At 59.3% G+C, this 25510-nt stretch carries 23 protein-coding genes; 14 read left to right on the top strand and 9 right to left on the bottom strand.

Annotation, left to right across the window (positions count from 1 at the left end; genetic code table 11):
• Positions 1-35: 35 nt before the first annotated feature.
• From JL015_RS19450 to gnd, 3 genes are read right to left on the bottom strand one after another with little or no spacing between them, the layout of a single operon-like run.
• Positions 36-854: an HAD family hydrolase gene (locus JL015_RS19450; protein WP_201002411.1), complete on the bottom strand. Its 819-nt coding sequence runs from the start codon at positions 852-854 to the stop codon at positions 36-38.
• On the bottom strand, positions 847-2379 hold the full coding sequence (gene zwf, locus JL015_RS19445; protein WP_201019584.1) for a glucose-6-phosphate dehydrogenase: 1533 nt from the start codon (positions 2377-2379) through the stop codon (positions 847-849). The genes JL015_RS19450 and zwf overlap by 8 nt, the downstream gene beginning before the upstream one ends.
• Positions 2379-3353, bottom strand: coding sequence for a phosphogluconate dehydrogenase (NAD(+)-dependent, decarboxylating) (gene gnd / locus JL015_RS19440; protein WP_201019583.1), 975 nt, complete (start codon positions 3351-3353; stop codon positions 2379-2381). Before gnd ends, zwf begins: the two co-directional genes overlap by 1 nt.
• A gap of 316 nt (positions 3354-3669) precedes the next feature.
• Here gnd and JL015_RS19435 point away from each other — a divergent pair, with 316 nt between their 5' ends.
• Positions 3670-3843, top strand: coding sequence for a DUF6026 family protein (locus tag JL015_RS19435; protein WP_201002116.1), 174 nt, complete (start codon positions 3670-3672; stop codon positions 3841-3843).
• Positions 3844-3917: 74 nt separating this feature from the next.
• On the opposite strand, the gene JL015_RS19430 is transcribed toward JL015_RS19435, so the two are convergent.
• Positions 3918-4409 (bottom strand): GNAT family N-acetyltransferase, encoded by a 492-nt coding sequence (locus JL015_RS19430; RefSeq protein WP_201002114.1) that lies wholly within the window; start codon positions 4407-4409, stop codon positions 3918-3920.
• 599 nt (positions 4410-5008) lie between these two features.
• Between JL015_RS19430 and glgA the strand changes: the two genes are divergently transcribed.
• The 10 genes from glgA (at position 5009) to JL015_RS19380 (ending at position 19015) form a co-directional block, all read left to right on the top strand.
• Complete coding sequence (glgA, locus tag JL015_RS19425; protein WP_201002112.1) at positions 5009-6601, top strand: glycogen synthase GlgA; 1593 nt, start codon at positions 5009-5011, stop codon at positions 6599-6601.
• A gap of 17 nt (positions 6602-6618) precedes the next feature.
• Entirely contained in the window at positions 6619-8433 is a 1815-nt protein-coding gene (treZ, locus tag JL015_RS19420; RefSeq protein WP_201019582.1) for a malto-oligosyltrehalose trehalohydrolase, read from the top strand.
• The gene (malQ, locus tag JL015_RS19415; protein WP_201019581.1) at positions 8423-10501 is read left to right on the top strand and encodes a 4-alpha-glucanotransferase; all 2079 of its coding nucleotides are present in this window, start codon (positions 8423-8425) and stop codon (positions 10499-10501) included. Before treZ ends, malQ begins: the two co-directional genes overlap by 11 nt.
• Positions 10498-13281 (top strand): malto-oligosyltrehalose synthase, encoded by a 2784-nt coding sequence (locus JL015_RS19410; RefSeq protein WP_201019580.1) that lies wholly within the window; start codon positions 10498-10500, stop codon positions 13279-13281. The genes malQ and JL015_RS19410 overlap by 4 nt, the downstream gene beginning before the upstream one ends.
• A 17-nt stretch (positions 13282-13298) precedes the next feature.
• On the top strand, positions 13299-13649 hold the full coding sequence (locus JL015_RS19405; RefSeq protein WP_201002104.1) for a DUF2934 domain-containing protein: 351 nt from the start codon (positions 13299-13301) through the stop codon (positions 13647-13649).
• Between the two features lie 159 nt (positions 13650-13808).
• Positions 13809-15977: a glycogen debranching protein GlgX gene (gene glgX / locus JL015_RS19400; RefSeq protein ID WP_201002102.1), complete on the top strand. Its 2169-nt coding sequence runs from the start codon at positions 13809-13811 to the stop codon at positions 15975-15977.
• The gene (locus JL015_RS19395; protein ID WP_201019579.1) at positions 15974-16993 is read left to right on the top strand and encodes an acyl-CoA dehydrogenase family protein; all 1020 of its coding nucleotides are present in this window, start codon (positions 15974-15976) and stop codon (positions 16991-16993) included. The genes glgX and JL015_RS19395 overlap by 4 nt, the downstream gene beginning before the upstream one ends.
• Positions 16990-17748: a PIG-L deacetylase family protein gene (locus tag JL015_RS19390; protein WP_201002098.1), complete on the top strand. Its 759-nt coding sequence runs from the start codon at positions 16990-16992 to the stop codon at positions 17746-17748. The genes JL015_RS19395 and JL015_RS19390 overlap by 4 nt, the downstream gene beginning before the upstream one ends.
• On the top strand, positions 17745-18344 hold the full coding sequence (locus tag JL015_RS19385; RefSeq protein WP_201019578.1) for a class I SAM-dependent DNA methyltransferase: 600 nt from the start codon (positions 17745-17747) through the stop codon (positions 18342-18344). The genes JL015_RS19390 and JL015_RS19385 overlap by 4 nt, the downstream gene beginning before the upstream one ends.
• Positions 18341-19015, top strand: a complete 675-nt coding sequence (locus JL015_RS19380) for a glycosyltransferase (protein ID WP_201019577.1) — start codon at positions 18341-18343, stop codon at positions 19013-19015. Before JL015_RS19385 ends, JL015_RS19380 begins: the two co-directional genes overlap by 4 nt.
• Here JL015_RS19380 and JL015_RS19375 read toward each other — a convergent pair.
• A complete protein-coding gene (locus JL015_RS19375) occupies positions 18970-20049 on the bottom strand; it encodes an alpha/beta hydrolase family protein (protein ID WP_201002409.1) in 1080 nt (359 codons plus the stop codon). The genes JL015_RS19380 and JL015_RS19375 overlap by 46 nt on opposite strands.
• A 306-nt stretch (positions 20050-20355) precedes the next feature.
• Positions 20356-21147, bottom strand: a complete 792-nt coding sequence (gene pcaD, locus JL015_RS19370) for a 3-oxoadipate enol-lactonase (RefSeq protein WP_201019576.1) — start codon at positions 21145-21147, stop codon at positions 20356-20358.
• A gap of 118 nt (positions 21148-21265) precedes the next feature.
• Here pcaD and JL015_RS19365 point away from each other — a divergent pair, with 118 nt between their 5' ends.
• On the top strand, positions 21266-21610 hold the full coding sequence (locus JL015_RS19365; RefSeq protein ID WP_201019575.1) for an MmcQ/YjbR family DNA-binding protein: 345 nt from the start codon (positions 21266-21268) through the stop codon (positions 21608-21610).
• Here JL015_RS19365 and JL015_RS19360 read toward each other — a convergent pair.
• On the bottom strand, positions 21575-22045 hold the full coding sequence (locus JL015_RS19360) for a DUF1294 domain-containing protein (RefSeq protein WP_201019574.1): 471 nt from the start codon (positions 22043-22045) through the stop codon (positions 21575-21577). The genes JL015_RS19365 and JL015_RS19360 overlap by 36 nt on opposite strands.
• Complete coding sequence (locus tag JL015_RS19355) at positions 22042-22872, bottom strand: undecaprenyl-diphosphate phosphatase (protein ID WP_201019573.1); 831 nt, start codon at positions 22870-22872, stop codon at positions 22042-22044. The genes JL015_RS19360 and JL015_RS19355 overlap by 4 nt, the downstream gene beginning before the upstream one ends.
• 214 nt (positions 22873-23086) lie before the next feature.
• On the opposite strand from JL015_RS19355, the gene pnuC reads away from it, so the two are divergent.
• Positions 23087-23650 (top strand): nicotinamide riboside transporter PnuC, encoded by a 564-nt coding sequence (gene pnuC / locus JL015_RS19350; protein ID WP_201002083.1) that lies wholly within the window; start codon positions 23087-23089, stop codon positions 23648-23650.
• Complete coding sequence (locus JL015_RS19345; RefSeq protein WP_201019572.1) at positions 23647-24225, top strand: AAA family ATPase; 579 nt, start codon at positions 23647-23649, stop codon at positions 24223-24225. The genes pnuC and JL015_RS19345 overlap by 4 nt, the downstream gene beginning before the upstream one ends.
• Here JL015_RS19345 and JL015_RS19340 read toward each other — a convergent pair.
• Positions 24169-25494, bottom strand: a complete 1326-nt coding sequence (locus JL015_RS19340) for a sigma-54 dependent transcriptional regulator (RefSeq protein ID WP_201019571.1) — start codon at positions 25492-25494, stop codon at positions 24169-24171. The two genes, JL015_RS19345 and JL015_RS19340, sit on opposite strands and share 57 nt — an antisense overlap.
• Between the last annotated feature and the right edge of the window lie 16 nt (positions 25495-25510).

The raw sequence follows: 25510 nt of genomic DNA, 5'->3' as shown, positions 1-25510 counted from the left end.
CGTCCTATTGTGAAGCCTCGCCGGGAACAGAAACCTCAGCGTGGCAAGATGTAACGGTCGATGGCCTGAGCCACCCCATCCTGCAGATTGCTGGCCGTAACCTCATCGGCCCGGGCCTGCACACTGGCATCGGCCTGGCCCATGGCAATGGATAACCCGGCCCGCTGGAACATGGCGACATCATTGCCGCCATCACCAATAGCAGCCGTATGTTCAAGCTCCACTCCCAGATACTCGGCCAGAGTTGCCAGAGCCTCGCCCTTGTTGGCCGCTACCGCCGTGATATCGAGGTAATAAGACTGCGAACGCGCCGCCAGCGCCTTCCCCTCAATCAACGGGTTGAGGCGATTTTCCAGCACTTCAAGCAAGCCGAAATCGGTACTGGAGGCCACGATCTTGTCGATGCGGTCCAGATATGGCTCGAAACTGTCCACCAGCAGCGGCTCATAGCCCAGCGCATGACGCTCGTGATCGACATAGGCGCCGTCAAGGTCAAGCAACAGCCATTGGTCATCGGCGAAAACCCAGACCGCGACCTCCTGAGCAGCAAACAGCTCCAGGCAAGTGCGCGCAGCGTCCCGATCGATACGATAGGCCGCCAGCAGGCTTCCATCTGGATGGGTAATCGCGCCGCCATTGAAGGCTACGGTCGGCAGTTCGACGCCCAGGGCTTCGATAATCTGCCGCATGGCCCGTGGCGGACGGCTGCTTGCCAGGGTGAAATGAACTCCGGCATCGCGCAGCCGCTTCACTGCATCGACCGTCACCGGGCTGAGGCTGTGGTCGGGTAGCAGCAAGGTGCCGTCGATATCAGACATCATGAAGCGGATAAGTGGCTGCTCGCGCTCAATCATCGATCTGGCGCCACTCACGTCCATCGCGGGTCAGCAGATCCCTGGCAGCAGCAGGCCCGTCTTCACCGGCCTTGTACAACTGCACCTCGGGCTTCTCGGCCCAGGCATCCAGAAACGGCTGCACGGCACGCCAGCCATTCTCGATATTGTCGGCACGCTGGAACAGCGTCTGGTCGCCCGTCAGGCAGTCGTAGATCAGGGTTTCGTAGCCGGTCGATGGCTGCATCTCGAAAAAGTCCTTGTAGGCAAAACCCAGTTCGATGTCTTCCATTTCCAGGGTCGGCCCCGGACGCTTGGCAAACAGGTCGAACCAGACACCTTCGTTGGGCTGGATCTGGATCCGCAGATAGTTGGGCTTGAGCCGGTCAACCTCGGTATCCCTGAACTGGGCATAAGGTGCCGGTTTGAAGCAGATGGCGATTTCGGTGTCGCGGGAGCTCATGCGCTTGCCGGTCCGCAGATAGAACGGCACCCCGACCCAACGCCAGTTATCGACCAGAACCTTGAGGGCAACATAGGTTTCGGTCGTGCTGTCAGCGGCGACCCGCTCCTCCTCGCGATAACCGACAACGTCGCGCTCGCCTGCACGGCCAGGCCCATACTGGCCGCGCACCGAGTTGGCCAGCGCTTCGTCCTTGCTCCATGGGCGAATCGCACCGATGACCTTGGCCTTCTCGCCCCGCACTGCATCGGCGCCGAACGCCGCCGGAGGCTCCATGGCAACCATGGCCAACAACTGGAACAAGTGATTGGGCACCATGTCGCGCAGAGCCCCGGTGTTCTCGTAAAAGCTGCCGCGGGTTTCAACGCCCACGGTTTCAGCCGCAGTAATCTGTATGTGATCGATGTAATGGTTGTTCCAGAACGACTCGAAAAAGGCATTGGAGAAACGGGTGACCAGAATGTTCTGCACCGTTTCCTTGCCCAGATAATGGTCGATCCGGTAGATCTGCTTTTCGCTCATGACCTTGAGCAGGCAGGCATTGAGCTCAACCGCACTGGCCAGATCGGAGCCAAACGGCTTTTCGATCACGACCCGGCGAAAAGCACCTTCGGTTTCCGTCAGCAGGCCTGAAGAGCCGAGGCGCGAGGCCACTTCACTGAAGAAACGCGGCGCCGTGGCAAGATAGAAAACGGCGTTGGCAGTGCCGCTGCTCTCGATCTTGCCGGCGATGTCCTGATAGGTCGAATCGTCGAGAAAGTCGCCCTGCACATAGCTGATGCGCTTGGCCAGCTTGCCCCAGAGCGCAGCGTCCAGCGCCTCTCCACCCGCCTCGGCCACCTTGCTGGCGGCCTCCTGGCGGATGAAGTTTTCCAGCTTGAGGGCAAAGTCGGCGTCACTGATCGCATTGTGATCGACACCGACAATGTGCAGACCTTCGTCCACCAGGCCGTCACGCGCCAGGTTGTAAAGCGCCGGCATCAGCAAACGCTTTACCAGGTCGCCATGAGCACCGAACAGAAACAGTGTCGTAGCCGGAGCGACCTCAGCCTTTTGTGCGGACTTGCCGCGTGACAGGCCCATTACTTGGGTTCCTTGTGACCACCGAACCCGAAGCGCATGGCGGAAAGCATCTTGTCGGCGTAGGAACTGGTCTGACGCGAACGGAAGCGTGCAAAGAGCGCACTGGACAATACCGGGACCGGAACAGCCTGCTCGATGGCGGCTTCGATGGTCCAGCGGCCTTCGCCACTGTCGGCCACGGAACCGGAGAACGCATCCAGTTGCGGATCAGTTGCCAGGGCATCGGCGGTCAGGTCCAGCAGCCAGGACGAAACCACGCTGCCGCGACGCCAGACTTCGGCAATATCAGCGGTATTGAGGTCGAAACGCTGCTCGGGCGGCAAGTGCTCGGAGTTCTTCTGCTTGAGCAGATCGAAGCCCTCGGCAAAAGCCTGCATCATTCCGTATTCGATACCGTTGTGGATCATCTTCACGAAATGACCGGAACCGGCCGGGCCTGAATGAATGTAACCACGCTCGGCGCGGTCATCGCTGGAAGTGCGGCCCCTGGTGCGCTCGATCGAGCCATAGCCCGGAGCGAGGGTTGCAAACAGCGGGTCCAGACGCTCGACGATGGCGCTTTCGCCGCCAATCATCATGCAGTAGCCACGCTCCAGACCCCAGACACCACCGGAAGTACCGACATCGATGTAATGCAGGCCTTTCTGGGTCAGCTCCTGGGCACGACGGATGTCGTCCTTGTAGAAGGTGTTACCGCCATCGATGATCACATCGTCGGCTTCGAGCAACTGGCTCAAGGCCTGAATGGTGTCTTCGGTTGGAGCACCAGCCGGCAGCATGACCCAGACAGCACGTGGTTTCTCAAGTGCAGCTACCAGTGACGCGAGGTCGGTGGCAGGCGTCGAACCTTCGTTGGCCAGGGTATTGCGCAAGGCTTCGTCGCGGTCATAGACCACAGTGCTGTGGCCATCGAGCATCAGTCGCCGTGCAATATTGCCGCCCATGCGGCCCAGCCCAACAATCCCAAGTTGCATGAAAAGGTGCTCCTCAATCTGTAAAAAGGTGCCTCACTTTCTCGGATCCAGCACTTGATTCAGTGACACATGCTGGTTAGTCAAGAAAGCTCTGGCATCGGTTCCCCAGAGCGGGGATGGCGGCACATCTGCCACCCGATAGTGCATTTTGTCGTTAACGGGAAAGGTTCGCGACAATTAAAAATAAAAAAGTTCCAATTTAACGCAAAAGAAATCAAAATCAGGGCCGATAGAGAGACAAGCAGTGGCGATTCAGGGAACGATTGTCAATGCAGAGGTCTTTCCGACGTTGAATCCGCCATTTGCGAGGTGAGCAATGGGCACTGTACTACCAGCACTTGCACCACAAACCCTGTACGTCACTATCCGTCGCGATGAACTGCGTGCGCTCAAAGAAGAGCGTGAACAGTTACTCAGCAAAGTAGCTCACTTGAGCCTGCTTCTGCAGCAAGCCCAGCTGTCCGCTCCCGGCACAGCCCTGCAAGCCTGATCAGCTAGACCCCCGCCCCGACCTGAACGTTCAGCGGCAAGCCTGATATCTGGCTTGCCCGCGATGAGCGTAGCTTAAAGCGTTTTCTGCCAGAACATCGCACGACCCATTTCAGGGTTGAGCTGATAGCCGCCAAAACCCTGCCTTGCATACACGCGCTGCGCCGTCTCGTTACCTTCCAGTACTTCCAGTGTCAGCTTGCAGCAACCACGTTGACGTGCAATTTCCTCGACCTTGGCGAGCATTTTCTGACAGATGCCCAGGCCACGATGCTGGGGCAGCACAGCAACGTCATGGATATTCACCAGCGGGCGACAGGCAAAAGTCGAAAACCCCTCGAAGCAGTTGACCAGCCCTACCGGCTCGTTAGCGATAAAAGCCAGGACACTGAAGGCATGAGGTCGCTTGGCCAGTTCGATTGCCAGTTGCTGACGGGTATCAGCCGATAATGACTCGCCACCACCCATGACATCTTCGGCATAGTGATTCAAGACGAACCCAATCGCTTCGGCATGCACCGGATTGGTATAGCTCGCTTGCAGTACCAGCACCTCTGGGGCTTCCATTTCCAACCTCTTCAATACGTCGACACAGTTTGATTCCACCGGCAAGCATGCACAAAGGCAAGCCAACGGAGGCCGATTCTATCGCGCCTCACCCCAAAATGTTCCAACATGAATGTAGGAAATTTCCTCGGACGCCCAAAGATAAAACGCCCCATGCACCTGGAAGAGGCATACAGCCTGTTTCCCACCAGAAAAGTGCGCAAAATCATTGCATCTGTCATTGAATTCGCTGAAATCAGCACGGTGGCTGCGGCAATCCGACGACCGGTCACGACACCCTTTTCCTGCTCCTGAGCCCGCACCAAAAAGACGCGCCCTTGCCTCTTCGGGCTCCCGCGGCCCCAGCGTTATCTACGCCTAATGCCCATGCCAGACATTTCCCCGTAAAAAAGTCGAAACTTCTCCAAAACGGGTGGGTCATCTCAATAGAGCGCCTATGCTATTGGCTGACCAATAAGCATTGGGTCTCATCACCACGCTCCATCACTGCGCAAGGCATAAACAGGTACTGATCTTGCGTAGTGCATATCGTCAGCCATAGGGAATGGCTCATAAAAACATCACTGCTGCACCAACACTGTGTTGAATGGGAGAAAACGATGATTAGCGCCGCGGTCAAAACCCAGAAGGGAGAGAGTTTTAATCAGCTGGCCAACGAGCTGACTCATCTACCATCATTTGCTACAACCCCTGCTCCACAGCTTCAACTACCCCCTTCAACTACACAGCCCACCCTATCGCCGGTCAACAGACGCAAAGTGCTGTTCGTGACTTCGGAGCTGGCTGATCTGGTAAAGACCGGGGGCCTGGGCGATGTGTCTGCCGCCCTGCCACGCGCCATGCGTCATCTGCATGATGTACGAGTGCTGATTCCCGGCTATCCGCAAGTGCTCAACAGCGGTAACCCGATCCATGTGATCAGTGAGCTGGGAGGCTATGCCGCCTTGCCTGCCTGCAAGATCGGGCGTATGGACATGAAGGACGGTCTGGTCATCTATGTACTGATCTGCCCTGAACTTTACGAGCGTGAAGGTACGCCTTATGGCGACGCCAACGGCCGCGACTGGTCCGACAACCATATCCGTTTCGCCCGGCTGGGGCTGGCGGCGGCCGACTTCGCCGCTGGCGCGGTAAAAAGCCAGTGGAGCCCGGAGCTGGTCCACGCCCACGACTGGCCTGCCGGCCTGGCCCCCGCCTACATGCGCTGGCGCGGGCAGACCACGCCAAGCATTTTCACCATTCATAACCTGGCCTACCAAGGCACAGTCAGTACAGGTTCGAGTCGTGAACTGGGTATTCCGGACGAAGCCTTGAGCAGCGACGGCATGGAGTTCTACGGCAAGCTGTCCTTCATCAAGGCCGGCATGGCCTACGCCAGCCATATCACAACGGTCAGCGCGACCTACGCCAGAGAAATCACGACTCCCGACTTTGGCTGCGGCCTGGAAGGCTTCCTGCAAAGCAAGGCCGACAAAGGCCAGCTCAGTGGTATCCCCAATGGTATCGACGCCAGTTGGGATGCCAGTACCGACGAGCACTTGATCTGCCATTTCGCACCCAACGAGTGGCTGCGCAAGGAAATCAACGCCGACTACGTTCGCGAGCTGTTCGAGCTGGATCCTTCGAGCGGCCCGCTGTTCGCCGTGGTTTCGCGGCTGGTGTACCAGAAGGGTCTGGACCTGACCATCGGCGTAGCAGAGCACATCGTCAATCAAGGCGGACAAATCGCGATCATCGGCCGTGGCGAACCGGAGGAAGAGGATGCCATGCGCGCCCTGGCCGAACGTTTTCCGGGGCGAATCAGTGTCCGTATCGGCTTCAACGAAACCGATGCGCGCCGCATGTTTGCCGGCAGCGATTTCCTGCTGATGCCATCCCGCTACGAGCCTTGCGGCCTGAGCCAGATGTACGCCCAGCGTTTCGGCTCACTGCCGGTTGCTCGCAATACCGGCGGCCTGGCAGACACGATAGAAGATGGTGTTACCGGTTTTCTGTTCGATGATTCCAGCGTAGAGAGCTACACCGAAGCGTTGAATCGTGCCTTCAAGGTTTTCGCCAACCATGAATTGCTCAATGCCATGCGCTGCCGCGCCATGGCAGCGCCGTTCAACTGGCAACAGGCTGTAGAACCCTATGCCGAGCTTTATCAGGACCTGCTGAAAAAGAATGCAGGTGTTTCGACTTACTATTGAGGAGAAGGGGTCACTGGATGCTTGTGCGTACAGACGATAGCTGGTGCCACGGTGCCGTTTTGTTGGACCCCGAACACACCCGGTTCGCCCTCTGGGCACCGGATGCCAAAGATGTAAGCGTCGAGCTGGACAATGGCCAGTCACTGGCCATGTCGGCACGCGAGGACGGCTGGTTCGTTATCGATGCCCGCTGCAAGGCGGGCACTCGCTACCGCTACAGAATCGACAAGGCGCTGGAGGTGCCTGACCCGGCCTCCCGCGCCCAGGTCGATGGCGTGCATTCACAAAGCATCGTCGTCGATCATCAGGCTTATGAGTGGCAACACACACACTGGCTCGGTCGCCCATGGCACGAGGCTGTGATCCATGAACTGCATGTCGGCACACTGGGCGGTTATGCCGCAGTAGAGACACATCTGGCCCGGCTTGCAGAACTGGGCGTCACCGCCATCGAACTGATGCCGCTGGCGCAATTCCCCGGTGATCGCAACTGGGGGTACGACGGCGTACTGCCCTATGCCCCGCAATCCTCCTATGGCACCCCGCAACAGCTCAAGCACCTGATAGACACGGCCCACGGCCATGGCCTGATGGTGATTCTGGATGTGGTCTACAACCACTTCGGCCCGGACGGCAACTATCTGGGCAGCTACGCCAAAAACTTCTTTCGCAGCGATGTGAACACGCCTTGGGGCGATGCCATCGATTTTCGTCGGCCGCAGGTTCGTAACTTCTTCATCGACAATGCCCTGATGTGGCTGCTCGAATATCGATTCGACGGGCTGCGCCTGGACGCCGTACATGCCATCAAGGACGACACCTTTCTGCCAGAGTTTGCCCGGCGCGTGCGCCAGCACATCGACAAGGACCGGCATGTCTGGTTGAACCTGGAAAACGAATTCAATCAGGCAAGGCTGCTTGAACAAGGCTTCGATGCCCAGTGGAACGATGACGGGCACAACACCCTGCATGTCCTGCTGACCGGTGAAACCGATGCCTATTACTCGGACTTCGCTCAAGAGCCGACCCACAAGCTGGCTCGTCTGCTGAGCGAAGGTTTCGTCTATCAGGGCGAAGCAACCCGGCACGGCCATAACCGTGGCGAACCCAGCGGGCACCTCGAACCCAGTGCCTTCGTCCTGTTCCTGCAGAATCACGATCAGATCGGCAATCGCGCCCTGGGTGAGCGCCTGACCCGGCTCTGCCCTGCCCCTGCGCTCAAGGCGGCGACCGCGCTGCTGTTGCTGTCGCCAATGATCCCGCTGATGTTCATGGGCGATGAATGGGGTGCGAGCGAACCTTTCCTGTTCTTCACCAGCCACCACGGCGAGCTGGCCGACGCCGTTCGCGAGGGGCGACGAAACGAATTCGCCGACTTCGCAGCCTTTGCCGACGAGGAGCGCCGAGAGCACATCCCCGACCCCAACGACCCGCAAACCTTCACAGCTTCTCGCCCCGCCTTCGATGCCATCGAACTGGAAACCGACAAAGGCAGCGACCATCAAAGCTGGCTGCTGCTCTATCGACAACTGCTGGGCATTCGTCACGACCACATCGTCCCGCGCCTGCCGGGCACCCGCGCACTGGGTTGCGACGTGCTGGGCGATGGCGCGGTCAGTGCGCGCTGGCGCATGGGTGATGGCAGTGTCCTGCGCATCGATCTGAATCTCGGCGAGCATCCGGCAGTGGCACCCGAACGGGATAGCGCTACGCTTCTCTTTGCCACTCAGCAACATCCGGTAGAACTTTCCCGACGAGGCACCCTCAATCCTTACACGGCCATTGTCAGCCTGACAGCAAGTGATGTTCTGGAGGAACAGGATGAGCAATGAGCAATTGGAGAGACTTGCCACTGAAGCAGGCTTGTCTGTGCATTGGGTCGACGCCAATGGTCGACCGCAGACGGTCAGCCCGCAGGTATTGCGCAAGGTTCTCGAGGCACTCGGACACCCGGCAGACAGTAGCGAAACCATCGACGCCAGCCTGCTGCAATTGCAGACCTCCATGCACGGCGCCAGCGCCCCGCCGCTGCTGACGGTGGACCATGGCAGCAATCTGGACCTGTCCGAATGGTTCGAGCCTGAGACACCTTTCGTCCTGCATCTGGAAGACGGTTCACGACTGGCTGCCAGGCTGACCGCCAATGCGCAGTTGCCAGCACTGGCAACCATCGGCTATCAGCAACTGGATATCGCCGGCCAGCACCTGACCATCGCCGTAGCCCCCAAAGCCTGCTTCAGCATGGCCATGGCAACCGATGTCCGTGTGCCCCGCGCATGGGGGCTGACAGTGCAGCTATATGGCCTCCGTCGTGAAGGCGATGGCGGATTCGGCGACACCCAGGCGCTTGAAGCCCTGGTGCGCTCGGCCGGCGAACGGGGTGCCGACGCCTTGGCGATCAGCCCCATCCACGCCATGTTCGCCAGCGACCCGCACCGATACAGCCCTTATTCCCCCTCAAGCCGCCTGTTCCTCAACAGTCTCTACGCTTCGCCGGGCATGATCCTCGGCGAGCGAGCCTGGCGTCAGGCCGTTGAAGATGCCGGTGTGAGCGATGAGTTCAAGCGTCTGGAAGACTTGCCCTTGATCGACTGGCCAGCGGCCGCCAGTGCCAAGTGGAAAGCTCTTCATAAACTCTATGAAGCGTTCAGTACCGGTGCTCATCCGCTGTACGAAGACTTCAACAGCTTCCGCCACAGTGGCGGCGAAGCCCTGGAAAACCATTGTCGCTTTGAAGCCCTGCGCGCCGAGTGCCCGAACATGGGCATCAGTGACAATTGGCATGAGTGGCCGGACGAACTGAAAAACCCGCGCAGCGACGCCATTGGCCTGTTCGCCGCAGCCCACGGCCCGCAGATCAGCTTTCATGCCTTTACCCAGTGGCTGATCACTCGCAGCCTGGAACGTGCGCAGGTTGCCGCACGCAGCAGTGGCATGAGGGTTGGCCTGATCGCCGACCTGGCAGTGGGCGCAGACGGCGCCGGCAGCCAGGCCTGGAGTCGGCAGGACGAACTGCTGTCGGCGCTGACCGTTGGCGCACCGCCGGATATCCTCAATCGCTCAGGACAAAGCTGGGGGATCTCGGCTTTCTCTCCCGATGGGCTGAAACGCAACGGCTTCCGGGCTTTCATCGAGATGCTGCGCGCCAACTTCGCCCATGCCGGTGGCTTGCGTATCGACCATGTGATGGGCCTGCAACGCCTGTGGGTCGTGCCGCTGGGGTCGCCGCCCAGCGAAGGCGCCTACCTCAACTACCCGCTTGACGACATGTTGCGCCTGCTGAGCCTCGAATCCTGGCGGCACAAGGCAATTGTGCTGGGAGAAGATCTGGGCACAGTCCCCGAAGGCCTGCATGAGAAACTGTCGGCCCGTGCGATTCTGGGCATGCGCGTCTTGTTGTTTGAACAGAACAACGGGCATTTCAAACCGATCCTCGACTGGTCGGACGAAGCACTGGCCACGACCAGCACTCACGACCTGCCCACTCTGACGGGCTGGCTGAGCGAGCTGGATATCGAGTGGCATTCGCGCCTGGGCCATCTCGACGAACAAAGCGAGCGCCATTGGCGCGAAGAACGGGCCCGTGAATACGATAGCCTGCGCCGTGCCTTGAGCCAGAACAACGACAACTTGCCCGCCGACACCGAAGACTTCAGTCGCATCATCGATGCCAGCATCCGCTATCTGGGCCATACCCGCGCACCGCTGGTGCTGCTGCCCATGGAAGATGCTCTGGGCGTTCATGAGCAGGCCAACCTGCCCGGCACCATCGACAGTCATCCGAACTGGCGACGGCGCTTCACTGCAGAAAGTGCCGCCTTGCTCGACCATGAAGACACTGCACGAAGGCTGGAGCTGCTGTCCCAATCCCGGCTGCAAGCTGCGGAGCGTGACCGATGAGTATTGCCCTGCAACCCCTGCGCGCGACTCAACGCTTGCAGTTCCACAAGGACTTCACCCTCGACGACGCTGTGCCATTGGTGCCCTATTTTGCCAGCCTGGGTATCAGCCACATTTATGCCTCTCCGCTGCTCAAGGCGCGGGCCGATTCCATGCATGGCTACGATGTGGTCGACCCGACCATCATCAACCCGCAACTGGGCGGCGAACCGGCACTGCGCCGTCTGGTAGAGGCCCTGCGCGCCCACGGCATGGGCCTGATCCTCGATATCGTTTCCAATCACATGGCCGTCGGCGGTGCGGACAACCCCTGGTGGCTCGATCTGCTGGAGTGGGGGCGCGGCAGCCCTTACGCCAGCTTTTTCGATATTCAGTGGAACTCCCCCGACCCGCTGCTCGAAGGCCAGTTGCTGCTGCCATTCCTGAGCAGCGACTACGGAGCGGTGCTGCAAGCCGGGGACGTTGCGTTGCGTTTCAATGCGCAGAACGGCTCGTTTCATATCGAGCACTATCAGCATCACTTTCCGATCACGCCAATGACCTACGGCCCGTTGCTGCATGCCAGCGCGCATCCGCAACTGACCGAACTGGGCCAGCGCTTTTCGGCACTGAGTCAGTACCCCCAGGCTTACGAGCGTGCCCGACAAGCCAAGGCCGAGCTGGCTGAAATGGCCAGGAACCCAGAAATACTTCAAGCCATCGAGCAAGGAATTACACAGTTCGACTCACGGGAAAGCGAAGGCTTCAACCGTCTGCACCACTTGCTTGAACGCCAGCATTATCGATTGGCCAGTTGGCGCACCGCCGCCGATGACATCAACTGGCGGCGCTTCTTCGACATCAATGAACTGGGTGGCCTGCGGGTCGAAAGGCCCATGGTCTTCGAGGCTACCCATGGCAAGATTTTCCAGTTGATCGAGGAGGGTCTGGTAGACGGTCTGCGCATCGACCATATCGACGGGTTGGCCGACCCTCGCGGCTACGGCCGTAAACTGCATCGTCGGGTCCAAGGGCTGCTCAGGCACCGTCCTGCCCACGCCCGGCTGGACCACCTGCCGATTTTCGTCGAGAAGATCCTCGGCCCCGATGAACCGTTGCGCGATGACTGGAGCGTGGATGGCACCACCGGTTACGAGTTCATGAATCAGGTATCCCTGCTGCAACACGATCCCAAGGGCCAGGCGCCGCTGGCCGAACTCTGGAGCCGACTGACAGAACGCAGTGCGGATTTCGATCAGGAGGTGCTGCAAGCCCGTGATCTGGTGCTGCATGGCACCCTGGCCGGCGACTTCGAGAATCTTGCTCAGGCGCTGCTGCAAGTAGCGCGCAGCGACCTGATGAGTCGCGACCTGACCCTTGGCGCCATTCGCCGTGCGCTGCTGGCACTGGTGGTGAACTTCCCGATCTACCGGACCTACATCAGTGCCTGCGGCCGTTCGCCAGAGGACGATCGTTTCTTTCAGCAGGCGATGCAAGGCGCCCGCACGACGCTCAACGAAGGTGACTGGCCAGTGCTGGATTACCTGCAACGCTGGCTAGGGGGTGAGCCATGGCGAAAGCTGCCCCGCGGGCGCCTTCGCGATCAACTGCGCAAAGCCTGTGTCCGCTTTCAGCAACTGACCTCCCCCGTCGCAGCCAAATCCGTGGAAGACACCGCCTTCTATCGCTCGGCAGTGCTGCTTTCGCGCAACGACGTAGGGTTTCATCCCCAGCACTTCAGTGCGCCGGTGGAAGCCTTTCATGAGGCATGCCAGCAGCGACACGAAAAGTTTGCCAACAACCTGCTGGCGACCGCGACCCACGACCATAAACGCGGCGAAGACACTCGCACGCGACTGGCCGTGCTCAGCGAATGCGCAGACTGGTATGCCGAGCAAGTCGAGCGCTGGCGACAACTGGCGATCGCGCTGAAAGGTGAAGACCCGACCATCAGCGCGGGGGATGAGCTGATGCTCTATCAGGCGCTGCTGGGCAGTTGGCCGCTTGATCTTGAAGGTGAGCAAGCCCATGAAACCTATGCTCAGCGCATGGTTCAGTGGCAGGAAAAAGCCCTGCGTGAAGCCAAGCTGCAAAGCAGTTGGGGCTCGCCCAATCAGGCCTATGAAGGCGCCTGCCGGGAATTTCTCCAGCGCCTGCTGCTGGCCCCTGAAGCCTTGGCGCTGCGCCAGTCTCTGGGGGCGACCGCCAACCGCATCGCTGTCGCCGGAGCACTCAACAGTCTGGCGCAGATTTTGCTGCGCTTGACCGTACCGGGTGTGCCTGATCTGTACCAGGGCACCGAGTTCTGGGATTTCAGCCTGGTGGACCCTGACAACCGTCGCCCGGTGGACTACAAGGCCCGTGAGCGAGCCCTGGCTGAATCCGTTCCGGCCCCCGAACTGCTGAGCGACTGGCAGGACGGCAGAGTCAAGCAGGCGCTGATCGCACAGGTGCTGAATCTGCGCGCAAAACATTCAAGCCTGTTCAGTCACGGGGAGTATCTGCCCCTGCAAGTGACTGGCAGCCACGCAGAGCATGTAGTGGCTTTCGCTCGTGTATGGGAGGGCGAGCGCGCCATTGTTGTTGTTCCACGCACAAGCAGTGAACTATTGGGCACTGCGCAAACTCCATTCATTAATGCTGCCAATTGGGGAAATACACGAATCATTCTGCCGTTCGCTGATTCACATCCAGACTGGAAGGGCCTCTTTTCTGACGTCGTAGTTATAAATGACAGGGAAATACAGCTCAGTGCAGCGCTCAAGGATTTTTCTGTAAACCTGCTTATTCAAACTATGTAATACCTGGGAGTGTCGAGATGAGTGCCGACGAAAAAAGAATCCGCGAATTTGCATATCAGATATGGGAATCGGAAGGGAAGCCCACCGGGCAGGAACAGCGTCACTGGGAAATGGCCCGCAAACTGGCAGAAGCCGAAGCACTGGCTCCGGATAAAACCAGTGCCAGCAAGGCCAACAAGCCCAAGTTACCCAAGGTCGATGGAGGTACGCCAAAAACCGCGCCCTCCAAGCCGGCAGCCAAGGCAGCACCGGTAGCCAAACCAGCCGCCGCACCCAAGCCCGCTGCAAAACCAAAGTCACCTCCTACCCAGGCAGAACAACCGCCCAAGCCTGCGGCGAAGAAACCACGTAAACCACCGGCGACTTGAAACGCTACAGGTCCTGTACCTGCCCACTGCCGCAGATGTCGCGCTAGATCACGGCGCGACCTGCGGCAACTCCGGCATCTTTATTCAGCAGTATTGAAGCCGTCCGGGTTTCGATAGCGGTTCTGGCTGCCTGAAAAGTCATCGCGTCAGGAAAGAATCATGAATACAAAGTCCAAAACCGTAAAAGACGAGACTTCAACGACCAGTTCACCCTCCCGCATTCGTGAAGGGCTGCCCTTCCCGCTCGGCGCCAACTGGGATGGCCTGGGTGTCAACTTTGCACTGTTTTCCGCCAATGCAACCAAGGTGGAACTGTGCCTGTTCGATTCAAGCGGTGAGGAAGAACTGGAGCGTATCGAGCTACCGGAATACACCGATGAAATCTTTCATGGCTACCTTCCCGATGCACACCCCGGCCTGATCTACGGTTATCGAGTCTACGGGCCTTACGACCCGCAGAATGGCCATCGCTTCAACCATAACAAACTGCTGATCGACCCATATGCCAAGCAACTGGTCGGCAAGCTGAAATGGTCTGAAGCCTTGTTCGGTTACACCATCGGCCACCCTGACGGCGATTTGAGTTTCGATGAGCGCGACAGCGCGCCTTTCGTGCCCAAGAGCAAGGTCATCGACCCGGCCTACACATGGGGCCGCGACCAGCGGGTCGGTACGCCCTGGGACAAGACCATCCTCTACGAAACCCATGTGCGCGGTTTCACCATGCGCCACCCGGCGGTACCGGATGAGTTGCGTGGCACCTTCTCCGGCCTGATGGTCGAGGAAGTGATCGATCATATATCCAGGCTGGGTGTGACCGCGGTAGAACTACTGCCCGTGCACGCCTTCGTCAATGACCAGCACCTGCTGCAAAAAGGCATGACCAATTACTGGGGCTACAACAGCATTGCGTTCTTCGCCCCGGACCCACGCTACCTGGCACACGGCAAGATCGCCGAGTTCAAGGAAATGGTCGCGCACATGCACCACGCGGGGCTGGAGGTCATTCTTGATGTGGTCTACAACCACACCGCCGAAGGCAACGAACGAGGCCCGACCCTGTCCATGCGCGGCATCGACAACGCCTCCTATTACCGGTTGATGCCCGACGACAAGCGTTTCTACATCAACGATTCGGGCACCGGTAACACGCTGGACCTGAGCCACCCCTGCGTGCTGCAAATGGTCACCGACTCCCTGCGTTACTGGGCTTCGGAGATGCATGTCGATGGTTTCCGCTTCGACCTGGCAACCATTCTGGGCCGCTATCACGACGGCTTCGATGAGCGGCACAGTTTTCTGGTCGCCTGCCGCCAGGACCCGGTCCTGCGTCAGGTAAAGCTCATCGCCGAACCTTGGGACTGCGGGCCTGGCGGCTATCAGGTCGGCGGCTTCCCGCCAGGCTGGATGGAGTGGAACGACAAGTTCCGCGACACCGTACGTGCATTCTGGAAAGGCGATGACAATCAGCTTGCCGACTTTGCCGGCCGCATGACCGCCTCGGGCAACATGTTCAACCAGCGTGGACGTCGCCCTCAGGCTTCGGTGAACTTCATTACTGCGCACGATGGCTTCACCCTGCATGACCTGGTGTCCTACAACGACAAGCACAACGAGGCCAACGACGAGAACAATCAGGACGGCAGCAATAACAACCTGTCCTGGAACCACGGCGTCGAAGGCCCGACAGACAACCAGGAAATCAATCAGTTGCGCCTGCGTCAGATGCGCAACTTCTTCGCCACCCTGCTGCTGGCCCAAGGCACTCCGATGATGGTCGCTGGCGATGAATTCGCCCGAACCCAGCATGGCAATAACAACGCCTATTGCCAGGACAGCGAAATCGGTTGGGTCAACTGGGATCTGGATTCCGATGGCAAGGCACTGCTCAAGTTCGTCAAGCGCGTGATCAAGCTGCGCCAAAGCTACCCGATCCTGCGCCGCAGCCGTTTTCTGGTGGGCGACTACAACGAAGAAATCGGCGTCAAGGATGTCACCTGGCTGGCGCCGGACGGCAATGAAATGAGCGTCGAACAATGGCACGACAGCCAGGCCCGCTGCATGGGCATGCTGATGGATGGCCGCGCCCAGGAAACTGGAATCCGTCGTCCCGGTGCCGATGCCACCCTGCTGCTGGTGGTCAATGCCCACCATGAAAGCGTTGACTTCACCTTCCCGCAAGTACCTGAAGGCACGCATTTCACCTGCCTGATCGATACCAATCAGGAAGATTTGCGCAGCAAGGAAAAATTCGACTTCGGCTCCCGCTACACCGTAACCCCACGCTCGTTGTTGCTATTTGAGCTACAGCGCGAAGATCAGTCATGACTCAGGCACTCAAGGAGTTTCTCGACTGGCGCAAGCACGGCTATGCCGATACGCAGGCGCTGGGCGAATGCTTGCGGGCATTGGTGAGCGAAGGCCTCGACCACCTGCCGATGCCGGCAAGCGGCCAGACTCTGGAGCGCTGGCAAGCGCTGGCCTGTGTGGCAGCTCATGATCTGGGGCTGTGCAAACTCTATGAAGGGCATACCGATGCCCTGGCGATCATGCAGGAACTGGGCGCGGAGATTCCCGAGCCCGGGACGACCTGGGGCATGTGGGCTGCCGAACCGCCCACAGCCAGAGTCAGTGTCAGCGGCAAGGGCGACTCGCTTCGACTGAACGGCCGCAAGGCATGGTGCTCGGGAGCGGCAGTCTTGAGCCATGCCCTGATCACCGCCTGGGATGAAGAAAACCGCCAGCAACTGGTTGCTGTGGCTCTCGATCAACCCGGCATTCATATCGCAACCTCCGGATGGCGTGCAGTCGGCATGGGCGCAACCGGCAGTATCGAGGTTCAGTTCGAGCAAGCCACCGCGTCGACAGTCGGCACGCCTGGGGCGTATCTGACGCGCGCAGGTTTCTGGCATGGCGGCATCGGTATTGCGGCGTGCTGGTACGGCGCTTCATGCGCACTGGCACAACGTCTTTTACAGCAGGCCGGTAAAAGCGAAGAACCCCATGCCCTTGCACATCTGGGGGCGGTGGATACTGCCTTGTACAGCGCCAGCCAGCTATTGCAGGCAGCCGCTCTCAGCCTGGACCGGACACCGGAGGACAATGCCGAACAGCTTGCCCGACGCTGTCGTGCCCATGTCGAACACACGGCCGAACAGGTCATTCATCATGTGGGCCGGGCACTAGGGGCAACCCCTTACTGCAAGGACGCCCATTTTGCCCGCCTGATTGCCGACCTGCCGGTCTTCCTGCGCCAGAGTCATGCCGAGAAAGACCTCGCCATTCTCGGGCAATTGGCAAGCAAGGCATCGAATAGCCCATGGGGTGCAGCCTGGCAGCCATGAAAAAGAAACTGATAGCCGGTTGTGGCACCAGCCTGAAAGCCTGGAACGCCTCACAGAAACTGGCCGCAGTACCCGTCATCAGCGCTGACCTGCTGGTACCACATCACTCACGGGCAATCATCGTCGCCCCTCATCCAGACGATGAAATACTGGGCTGTGGCGGCCTGATGTGCCAACTGGCGCAACTGGACCGGAGCCTGAAACTGTTATCGGTCACCGATGGCAGCGCCAGCCATCCCGGCTCGAAACTCTGGCCCGCCGGACGCCTGAGCGTGATCCGTCCCCAAGAAAGCGCCGAAGCCTTGCGTCGTCTCGACCTGCCACTGCATCGCCTGCAATGGATTCGTGGTGGTTTCAATGACGGCGCAGTCGCCGCCCAGGAGGAAAAGCTGGTGAAATTCATCGAACGCTACCTGCTGCCCACCGATGTGGTGTTCACCACCTGGGCCGAAGACGGGCATGCCGATCACGAAGCAACAGGCCGCGCCTGCGCACGCGCCTGTGCCCAGGCAGGCGCCACCCTCATCGAAGTGCCGATCTGGGCCTGGCACTGGGCAAGCCCGGAAGATGACCGCCTGCCTTGGGAACGTGCCCGCAAGGTCTTGCTGGACCCCATGACCATTGCCCGCAAGCGCCATGCTGCCCATGCCTTTGCCAGCCAGTTGCAAGGCGACCCGGACATCGGGCTTTCCCCGATATTGCCTGCCGGAATACTTGAACGGCTGCTGCAACCTTTCGAGGTGATCTTCATATGAGTGTCACCGAACAGCATTTCGATGAGCTTTTCCGGGACAACGACGACCCCTGGGCTTTCAAGCAGCGCTGGTACGAACGCCGCAAACGCGCCCTGACCCTCGCCGCCCTGCCCCATGAGCGCTATGCCTCAATTTTCGAGCCTGGCTGCGCCAATGGCGAACTGAGCGCAGAACTGGCCGGACGCTGCGAACATTTATTGTGTTGCGATACCTCAAACCTGGCTGTGGAGCTTGCCCGCCAGCGCCTGGCGTCTTTCAGCCATGTCCATGTGCTGCACGCCCGCCTTCCACAGCAATGGCCCGAGGGACAGTTCGATCTGATCGTGTTCAGCGAACTTGGCTATTACCTCGATCTCGAAGACCTGCATCAATGGATCGACTGCGCGCTTGCCTCGCTCACACCCGATGGTCAATTGCTGGCCTGTCATTGGCGTCCCGACATCGAGGGCTGCCCATTGAATGCCGATCGGGTTCATCAGGTTCTGGACGAACGCTTGCAGGCGCACCGGCTGTTCAGTCATCACGAAGCCGACTTTCTGCTGGACCTCTGGAGTCATGATCAAACCTCCGTCGCAGCTCGGGAGAAACTCAGATGATTGGCATCCTGCTCCCGGTACACAACGAAGAGAAACTGCTCGGTGCCTGCCTTGAAAGCCTGCTGCTGGCCAGCAGGCATCCAGGGTTGAATGGCGAACCCGTCACGATCCTGGTGGTATTGGACAGTTGTACCGATCACTCGGCCGATATCGCCCTGGAACACGGTGTCATCACCCTTGACCTGAAGGCCCGCAATGTCGGACAGGCGCGGGCGGCAGGCGCACGTTACCTGCTCGCCCACGGCGCCCGCTGGCTGGCCAGCACCGATGGCGACAGCAATGTGGCGACAGACTGGCTGGTGGAGCAACTGGCACTGAATGCCGACGCCGTTTGCGGCACGGTCACACTCGCCATGCAGAACAATGGCCTGTCAGCCACAGCACAGAGGCTGTTTGAACAGCACTATCAACATCGCGAAGGGCATCGGCACATTCATGGCGCCAACCTGGGCGTCAGTGCCTCTGCCTATTTGCGGGCCGGAGGATTTCCTTTCCTGGCCTGCCATGAAGACGTACATCTTGTCCGCCAACTGGAACGCAGCGGTGCCCGTATCGCATGGAGTTGCAGGCCACAGGTCACCACCAGCACTCGCCTTGACCCCAGGGCCAGCGGCGGGTTTGGTGATTACCTGAGACTGCTGTCAGAAGGGAGCAGTGAATCGGGCCATTGATGATGAGCCGTCTGCATGCCGGAACGATCGGCATCGGAGGAGCCCAATGTACTGCTGAAGAAGCGCACCGCTTCGGCACTGAGATTGCGATGGATATCTTCGCGGTCCACGCCCTCACGGTCAGTGCATAACAGCGGCATGGTTGCGCGTTGTTCATCGCTGCACGGGGCCATGAACACGAAATGCCCTGCGCCTGCCAGCAGCTTGTAGTCCGACACCTTCGGCAGCTTGCGCGCCAGAGCCTCTGCATTCTTGTCGATTGGTAGCAATTGATCGTCATCACCGGCATACATCAGCACCGGAACATGAACTTCGCTCAGGGTATGGCGGCCGAACATCAGGCTCAGGGGCGCCATGAGCATCAGCGCACCGACTCGCGGATCGGCCTGGGCATGCAAGTCGTCCCGGTCAGCGACAAGCTCCCCCCGGGTCTTGCAGGCATCGCGATCATCAGGCCGCTCCAGACAATACTGGCGCAGGCGCTTGAGGTCCGGCTGCGCACCCGCGAGGATCAGTGCGGTTTCGCCACCTGCCGAATAACCGATCACGCCGACCTGACGGGCATTGAGATAAGGCGACAGCATGGGGTCGAGCAAGGCTGCGCTGATGGCTTCGGAAATCTGCAACGGACGGCCATAAAGATTGCTCAGGCTGCCGAGACGGCTGTGATCGCGATAGTTATCACCGGGGTGCATCACGGCAACGACCACAAAGCCCTGGCGAGCAAGGGACGTCGCCAGATCATGCAAGGCCAGCGGGTTGCCTGTATTGCCGTGCGACAACAACAGCAACGGGAAACGTCCCATGGCAATCGGCACATCTTCACCGGCTTCAACCCGATAACCCTGGATCGCGCTCACCTGCTCCGATCCGGTGGACGGATAGAAAGCAATGGCCTGCATCAATTGCGAATCCAGTGGGTCGGGAAAGCTCAGCTCATGAAAGCCCGCGCTCCAATCCTCACTCGCCTGTGCCTGCACTGAAATCAGGCCATTGAGCACAAAAACCAGCATCGCTGCACAAAGACGTACCATTTGAAGGCTCATCCTTTGTAGTCCTGAACAATCCATTTATGCGCACATGAGGAACTTCATGCTCCAGCGCCCCTGCTCTCACAGAAATGAGAGTCTTTGAATGGAAAATAGTGCATAAGCCGGGCCAGACTATTTATCGGGAGGACGTCTGTATTCCGGCTGGAGCCATTTTACTGCCGGTCAGCCACGCTTACCTGTAAGGAAGCTGTCAAGGTTTCAACTTGCCGCGTATGGAAAGCAAAAACTCCACAGCCCGGCGCAAGCCAATGCACGGGCTGTGGAGTTCATGGATTCTGCCGGTAGCGTTTATTCGTCGTTCAGAAATGCCAGCACCGGTTGCGTGAACAACTCCCCCGCTTCGACGTTCGACAGATGCGCCGCATGCAGCTCGATCATCTGCGCGTCCTGGATACGCTCGATCATGAAGCGCCCGTCCGCAGGCGTGGTCACGGCATCCTGGGTACCACAGACCACCAGAACCGGCAGGCTGATCGAAGCGATCCGGTCACGGAAGTCGGCATCGCGCACGGCAGCGCAGTTGGCGGCATAGCCTTGAGGCGAGGTCTGCGCCAGCATGCCGACAATGGTCTCGACTTGTGCAGGCTCGGCAACGGCGAACTCAGGCGTGAACCAGCGGGCAATCGAGGCATCGCGCAAAGCAACCATCGCGGCCTGACCATCGCGCAGCACGGTTTCGATACGCGGATTCCACACCTCAGGCGTGCCGATCTTCGATGCGGTATTGCACAGCACCACACGCTCCAGACGCTCGGGAGCATTGATCGCCAGCCACTGGCCGATCAGCCCGCCCATGGACAGGCCACAGAAAGACACCTTGTCGATATGGAGCGCATCCAGCAATGCCAGCACATCACGCCCATTGCGCTCGATACTGTAAGGGCCTTCGCTGACCAGCGAGCGGCCATGGCCACGTGTGTCGTAGCGCAACACACGAAAATGCCGGGTAAACGCCGGAATCTGCGCATCCCACATGTGCAGATCAGTGCCCAGAGAATTGGACAGCACCAGTACCGGTGCATCGGCCGGGCCTTCCAGCAGATAATTGAGTTCACCCTCAGCGAGTTGCACGGCAGACATTCCAGGCTCCTGAACAAAACAAAAGATGCACAGTAGACACAGACGCATGGGCAAACAATCCGCTGATGGATTATTCGTGCGACTATCGAACACCTTAGAAGCAAGGACCACAAACACCATGCAAACCGAAGAAATCGCACGCTTCTGCCTGAACCTGCCGGGAGCCCGGGAAGACTATAAATGGGGCGGCGTAAGGGTGTTTTCAGTTGCCGAGAAGAAGATGTTCGCGGTGATGGACCTGGCCGGTCAGGGTTTGTCTTTCAAGGTCCACCCGGAGCTGTTTCTGGGTTACGTCGACCGGCCCGGTATCCGCCCGGCACCTTATCTGGCAAGGGCCCACTGGATCAGTGTCCAGCAGCCCCATGTGTTGAGCGACGATGAAATCAGGGATTTGCTCACCCGCTCGCATCAACTGGTGGTCAGCAAGCTACCGAAGCGCCTGCAGGTAGCGCTCAAGCTGTGACAGCCAGGGTTTGAACCAACCGCTGTCGAGAAACAGCTGGTCGATCCAGAACAACTGATGCCCCAGCACAATCAGCCAGAACACCATCTGGAAAGACAGCTTGCGTGTCTTGTGCCGGAAAACCTGCTGGCCCAGCAAAGCCCCGGGCCAGCCGCCGAACAGTTCGGCCATGTGCAGAATGTTCTCCGGGGTGCGCCAGCCGCCGTTACCGGCCTGACGCTTGTCGTGCCGGTAAAGCAGAAACGCCAGCAGGCTGACGACCAGATAAGCCGCGAGCACCAAGGGGCTGCCTGACCTGGCCCACAACATGCCCGCGCCATAAGCAGGCATCGCGCACAACAGCACAAGGATGCAGACCTTGAGGTTCAATCCCTGAACCGGCGCCCTGCCCCCGCTCGGTCTCTGAATCGAAGAACGCTGCCGAGGCAGGGTCATGCCTTGGCCGCTGCCCAGTCGATCCAGCCAAACTGCCAGGTCGCGAGGATCAACAGGCCAAAGGCGATGCGATACCAGGCGAACACCGCATAGCTGTGCGTAGCGATGAACTTGAGCAGACCGCGCACGGCAATCATGGCGAAGATGAATGAGGTGATGAAACCGATCGCGAACACCGCAAAGTCATCGGGGCGAAACAGATCACGGTACTTGTAGCCCGAATACACCGCGGCCCCGACCATGGTCGGCATGGCCAGGAAGAAAGAGAACTCGGTCGCAGCCTTGCGCGACAGACCGAACAACAGGCCGCCGATGATGGTGGAGCCCGAGCGTGAAGTCCCCGGAATCATCGCCAGACACTGCGCCAGCCCCACTTTCAGGGCATCGCGCCAAGTCATGTCATCGACTGTTTCGGCACGTATCACATGCTGGCGACGCTCGGCCCAGAGCATGATCACGCCGCCAATCACCAGAGCAGTCGCGACGGTGATGGGGTTGAACAGATAGTGGTGAATCAGGTCCGCAAAAATCACCCCCAGCACAACTGCAGGCAGGAAGGCGATCAGCAGATTGATGGTGAAACGCTGCGCCTGTTGTTGCTTGGGCAGGCCAATGACCACGTCAAGAATCTTGCGCCGAAATTCCCAGACCACCGCCAGAATGGCGCCGAGCTGGATGATGATGTTGAACGCCATGGCCCGCTCACCACCGAAACCGATCAAGTCGGCAACGATGATCTGATGCCCCGTACTGGAAATCGGCAGAAACTCCGTCAGCCCCTCGACAACACCCAATATCAACGCCTGAGCGGCGGTCCAAAGATCCATCATTCCCCCATAAAGCGCTGCCTGTGGCTCGCTCGTTAGTGTTGTTTTGCAAAAAAGGTTGTAACTATGAGCATCCGAACCTGAACAATGCTTGAAGAGGATGCTTAAAAGCGCCGAGATGCTAGCAGACCTGCGCGTGCAAAGGCTCCCTGTCTTGCGCATAAGCGCTTACAATCGCGCGCCCACCCATTCCAACCACACTCAGGGAGCCGCCATGTCCGGACTTGAACTCTTCGCTGCCGTCCTCGGCGTGATAGCAGTCTGGCTTACAGTGAAGCAGAACCCTTGGTGCTGGCCAATTGGTCTGGTGATGGTGGTGATCTATATCTGGATCTTCTTCGACGTAAAGCTCTATTCGGACATGCTGCTGCAAGTGATCTACGCCGGTCTTCAGGTGTATGGCTGGCTGCAGTGGACCCGACACGGCAACGGCTTGCCGGTGCGGGCGGTCACGGTCCTGCAGAGCGGGCCAGTCCTGGGCGGCCTGGCAATCGGTGCTGTCATCAGCCTGGTGCTGGGTGCTTCCATGGCTCATTTCACGGATGCAGCACAGCCCTGGCTCGATGCCGCGCTGACCGGTTTCAGCCTGGTTGCCCAAGTGTGGATGGCACAAAAACGGGTCCAGTGCTGGCCCCTGTGGATCGTGCTGGATGTCATTTTCGTCGGCCTGTTCATTTACAAGGAGCTGTACCTGACCGCGGCGCTGTATGGGCTCTTTACCCTGCTGGCCGTTCAAGGCTGGCGTGAGTGGCGCAACGATCTGGCGCTGGCGCGATGAAAATCCTGGTCCTGGCAGGTCCCGAGTCCAGCGGCAAGAGCTGGCTGTCCCAGGAAATCAGCAAGCGCTTCGGTGGTTTGCTGGTGGGCGAGTACGTGCGCCATTTCATCGAGCAGCAAGGTCGCGACACTGTCTACAGCGATATTCCCGACATTGCCCAAGGCCAACTGGCCTGGGAGGACACGGCCCGTGCTACCGCCCCGCCGCTGCTGATTCTCGACACGCATCTTCTGAGCAACATGCTCTGGAGCAAGGCCTTGTTCGGTGATTGCCCGCAGTGGATCGAGCAGCAATTGCTCAGCAGGCACTACGACCTGCATCTGCTGCTTTCCCCTGAAGGTGTCGACTGGATCAGTGACGGGCAACGTTGCCAGCCGCAACTGAGCGAGCGACAGGCATTTTTCGAGGACAGTCGGCAATGGCTGCATCGCCATGCGCAGAACTATCAGGTCATCGGGGGTGATTGGGACGCACGCCGCGAGCAGGCAATGGCTGCCGTCACGCAGCTACTGACTGGCTCAGCGGATCTGATGCTTGTGCAGCAGCCGATAGAACGTCGGCCGCGAAATACCTAAAACCTTGGCTGCAACGCTGAGGTTATCGCTGTGGCGGGTCAACACATCGCACAAGGCCTGACGCTCGGCTCGCGACTTGTAGTCATCCAGCGTCCCCATGCTGCTGGCAATATCCTCTTCACCGAGCAAGCCAAGATCCGCGGCCTCTATCTGCCGTCCCTCGGCGAGCACCAACCCGCGTCTTACGCGGTTGGCCAGCTCCCGCACATTGCCGGGCCAGTCATGCTTGCCCATGGCGATCAGGGCGTCCTGGCTAAAATTGCGGGCACGCCTGCCGGTTTCCTGACTGTAGAAATGCGCAAAATGATTGGCCAGCATGGCCAGATCACCATGTCGTTCACGCAGAGGCGCAGTGCCGACCTGCAAGACATTCAGGCGGTAGTACAAATCTTCACGGAAGCGCTTTTTACGGATGGCGGTTTCAAGATCCACATGGGTCGCGGCCAGCACCCGTACATCCACGGGAATCGCTTCGCTACCACCGAACCGCTCGATATGCCGGTCCTGCAACAGGCGTAGCAGATGGGCCTGGGTTTCCATGGGCAGATCGCCTATATCGTCCAGAAACAGCGTTCCGCCATTCGCCGCTTCGATGCGTCCGATCTTGCGCTCCTGGGCTCCGTTGAAAGCACCTTTCTCATAACCGAACAGCTCCGTGTGCAATAGATGTTCGGCAATGGCGCCGCAATTGACTGCAACGAATGGCTTGTTCCTGCGCTGCGACTGCATGTGCAAGGTACGCGCAACCAGCTCCTTGCCAGTACCGCGCTCGCCGCGGATCAGCACCGGTGATTCAGTGGGAGCCAGCTTGCCCAGCAAACGACGCAACTCGCGGATAGGACGGCTCTCGCCAAGCATCTCGTGATCGGAGCTCGATACTTGCGCAGCCCCCTGGACACGCAGACGTGCCATGCCATAAGCCCGACCCAGCGTGACCTGCATGCGAGCCACATCGAAAGGCAAGGTGTGAAAATCGAAAAACCATTCACAGACAAAATCGCCGATCTTTTCGCGCCGCAGATCATTGGGTGCAAGCACCGCAATCCATTGGGTGTTGCTGCGGGTAATCAGTTCCTTGACCGCTTCGGGGTGCTCGAAATGCTCAGGCATGAGACGAATCAGACCAACATCGCAACGCTGGTTAAGCGCCCCTTCCAGCGTATTGCTGTCCACAGCCCATCCGGCAGCCTGCAAGACAGGGATCAACTGATGGCAATCATCGCTGGGATCAACAATCAACAGACGTCGTGTTTGGGCCGCTTCATGCATATTAGGTTTCCTTGGC

This window comes from Pseudomonas cichorii, assembly GCF_015471405.1.
GTDB lineage: Bacteria > Pseudomonadota > Gammaproteobacteria > Pseudomonadales > Pseudomonadaceae > Aquipseudomonas > Aquipseudomonas serbiensis.
This window is presented reverse-complemented; position numbering and strand designations above follow the sequence as displayed.

Coding starts and splice junctions, on each gene's coding strand:
- JL015_RS19450 (WP_201002411.1), bottom strand. CDS start 854: ATGATTGAGCGCGAGCAGCCACTTATCCGCTTCATGATGTCTGATATC.
- zwf (WP_201019584.1), bottom strand. CDS start 2,379: ATGGGCCTGTCACGCGGCAAGTCCGCACAAAAGGCTGAGGTCGCTCCG.
- gnd (WP_201019583.1), bottom strand. CDS start 3,353: ATGCAACTTGGGATTGTTGGGCTGGGCCGCATGGGCGGCAATATTGCA.
- JL015_RS19435 (WP_201002116.1), top strand. CDS start 3,670: ATGGGCACTGTACTACCAGCACTTGCACCACAAACCCTGTACGTCACT.
- JL015_RS19430 (WP_201002114.1), bottom strand. CDS start 4,409: ATGGAAGCCCCAGAGGTGCTGGTACTGCAAGCGAGCTATACCAATCCG.
- glgA (WP_201002112.1), top strand. CDS start 5,009: ATGATTAGCGCCGCGGTCAAAACCCAGAAGGGAGAGAGTTTTAATCAG.
- treZ (WP_201019582.1), top strand. CDS start 6,619: ATGCTTGTGCGTACAGACGATAGCTGGTGCCACGGTGCCGTTTTGTTG.
- malQ (WP_201019581.1), top strand. CDS start 8,423: ATGAGCAATGAGCAATTGGAGAGACTTGCCACTGAAGCAGGCTTGTCT.
- JL015_RS19410 (WP_201019580.1), top strand. CDS start 10,498: ATGAGTATTGCCCTGCAACCCCTGCGCGCGACTCAACGCTTGCAGTTC.
- JL015_RS19405 (WP_201002104.1), top strand. CDS start 13,299: ATGAGTGCCGACGAAAAAAGAATCCGCGAATTTGCATATCAGATATGG.
- glgX (WP_201002102.1), top strand. CDS start 13,809: ATGAATACAAAGTCCAAAACCGTAAAAGACGAGACTTCAACGACCAGT.
- JL015_RS19395 (WP_201019579.1), top strand. CDS start 15,974: ATGACTCAGGCACTCAAGGAGTTTCTCGACTGGCGCAAGCACGGCTAT.
- JL015_RS19390 (WP_201002098.1), top strand. CDS start 16,990: ATGAAAAAGAAACTGATAGCCGGTTGTGGCACCAGCCTGAAAGCCTGG.
- JL015_RS19385 (WP_201019578.1), top strand. CDS start 17,745: ATGAGTGTCACCGAACAGCATTTCGATGAGCTTTTCCGGGACAACGAC.
- JL015_RS19380 (WP_201019577.1), top strand. CDS start 18,341: ATGATTGGCATCCTGCTCCCGGTACACAACGAAGAGAAACTGCTCGGT.
- JL015_RS19375 (WP_201002409.1), bottom strand. CDS start 20,049: ATGGTACGTCTTTGTGCAGCGATGCTGGTTTTTGTGCTCAATGGCCTG.
- pcaD (WP_201019576.1), bottom strand. CDS start 21,147: ATGTCTGCCGTGCAACTCGCTGAGGGTGAACTCAATTATCTGCTGGAA.
- JL015_RS19365 (WP_201019575.1), top strand. CDS start 21,266: ATGCAAACCGAAGAAATCGCACGCTTCTGCCTGAACCTGCCGGGAGCC.
- JL015_RS19360 (WP_201019574.1), bottom strand. CDS start 22,045: ATGACCCTGCCTCGGCAGCGTTCTTCGATTCAGAGACCGAGCGGGGGC.
- JL015_RS19355 (WP_201019573.1), bottom strand. CDS start 22,872: ATGGATCTTTGGACCGCCGCTCAGGCGTTGATATTGGGTGTTGTCGAG.
- pnuC (WP_201002083.1), top strand. CDS start 23,087: ATGTCCGGACTTGAACTCTTCGCTGCCGTCCTCGGCGTGATAGCAGTC.
- JL015_RS19345 (WP_201019572.1), top strand. CDS start 23,647: ATGAAAATCCTGGTCCTGGCAGGTCCCGAGTCCAGCGGCAAGAGCTGG.
- JL015_RS19340 (WP_201019571.1), bottom strand. CDS start 25,494: ATGCATGAAGCGGCCCAAACACGACGTCTGTTGATTGTTGATCCCAGC.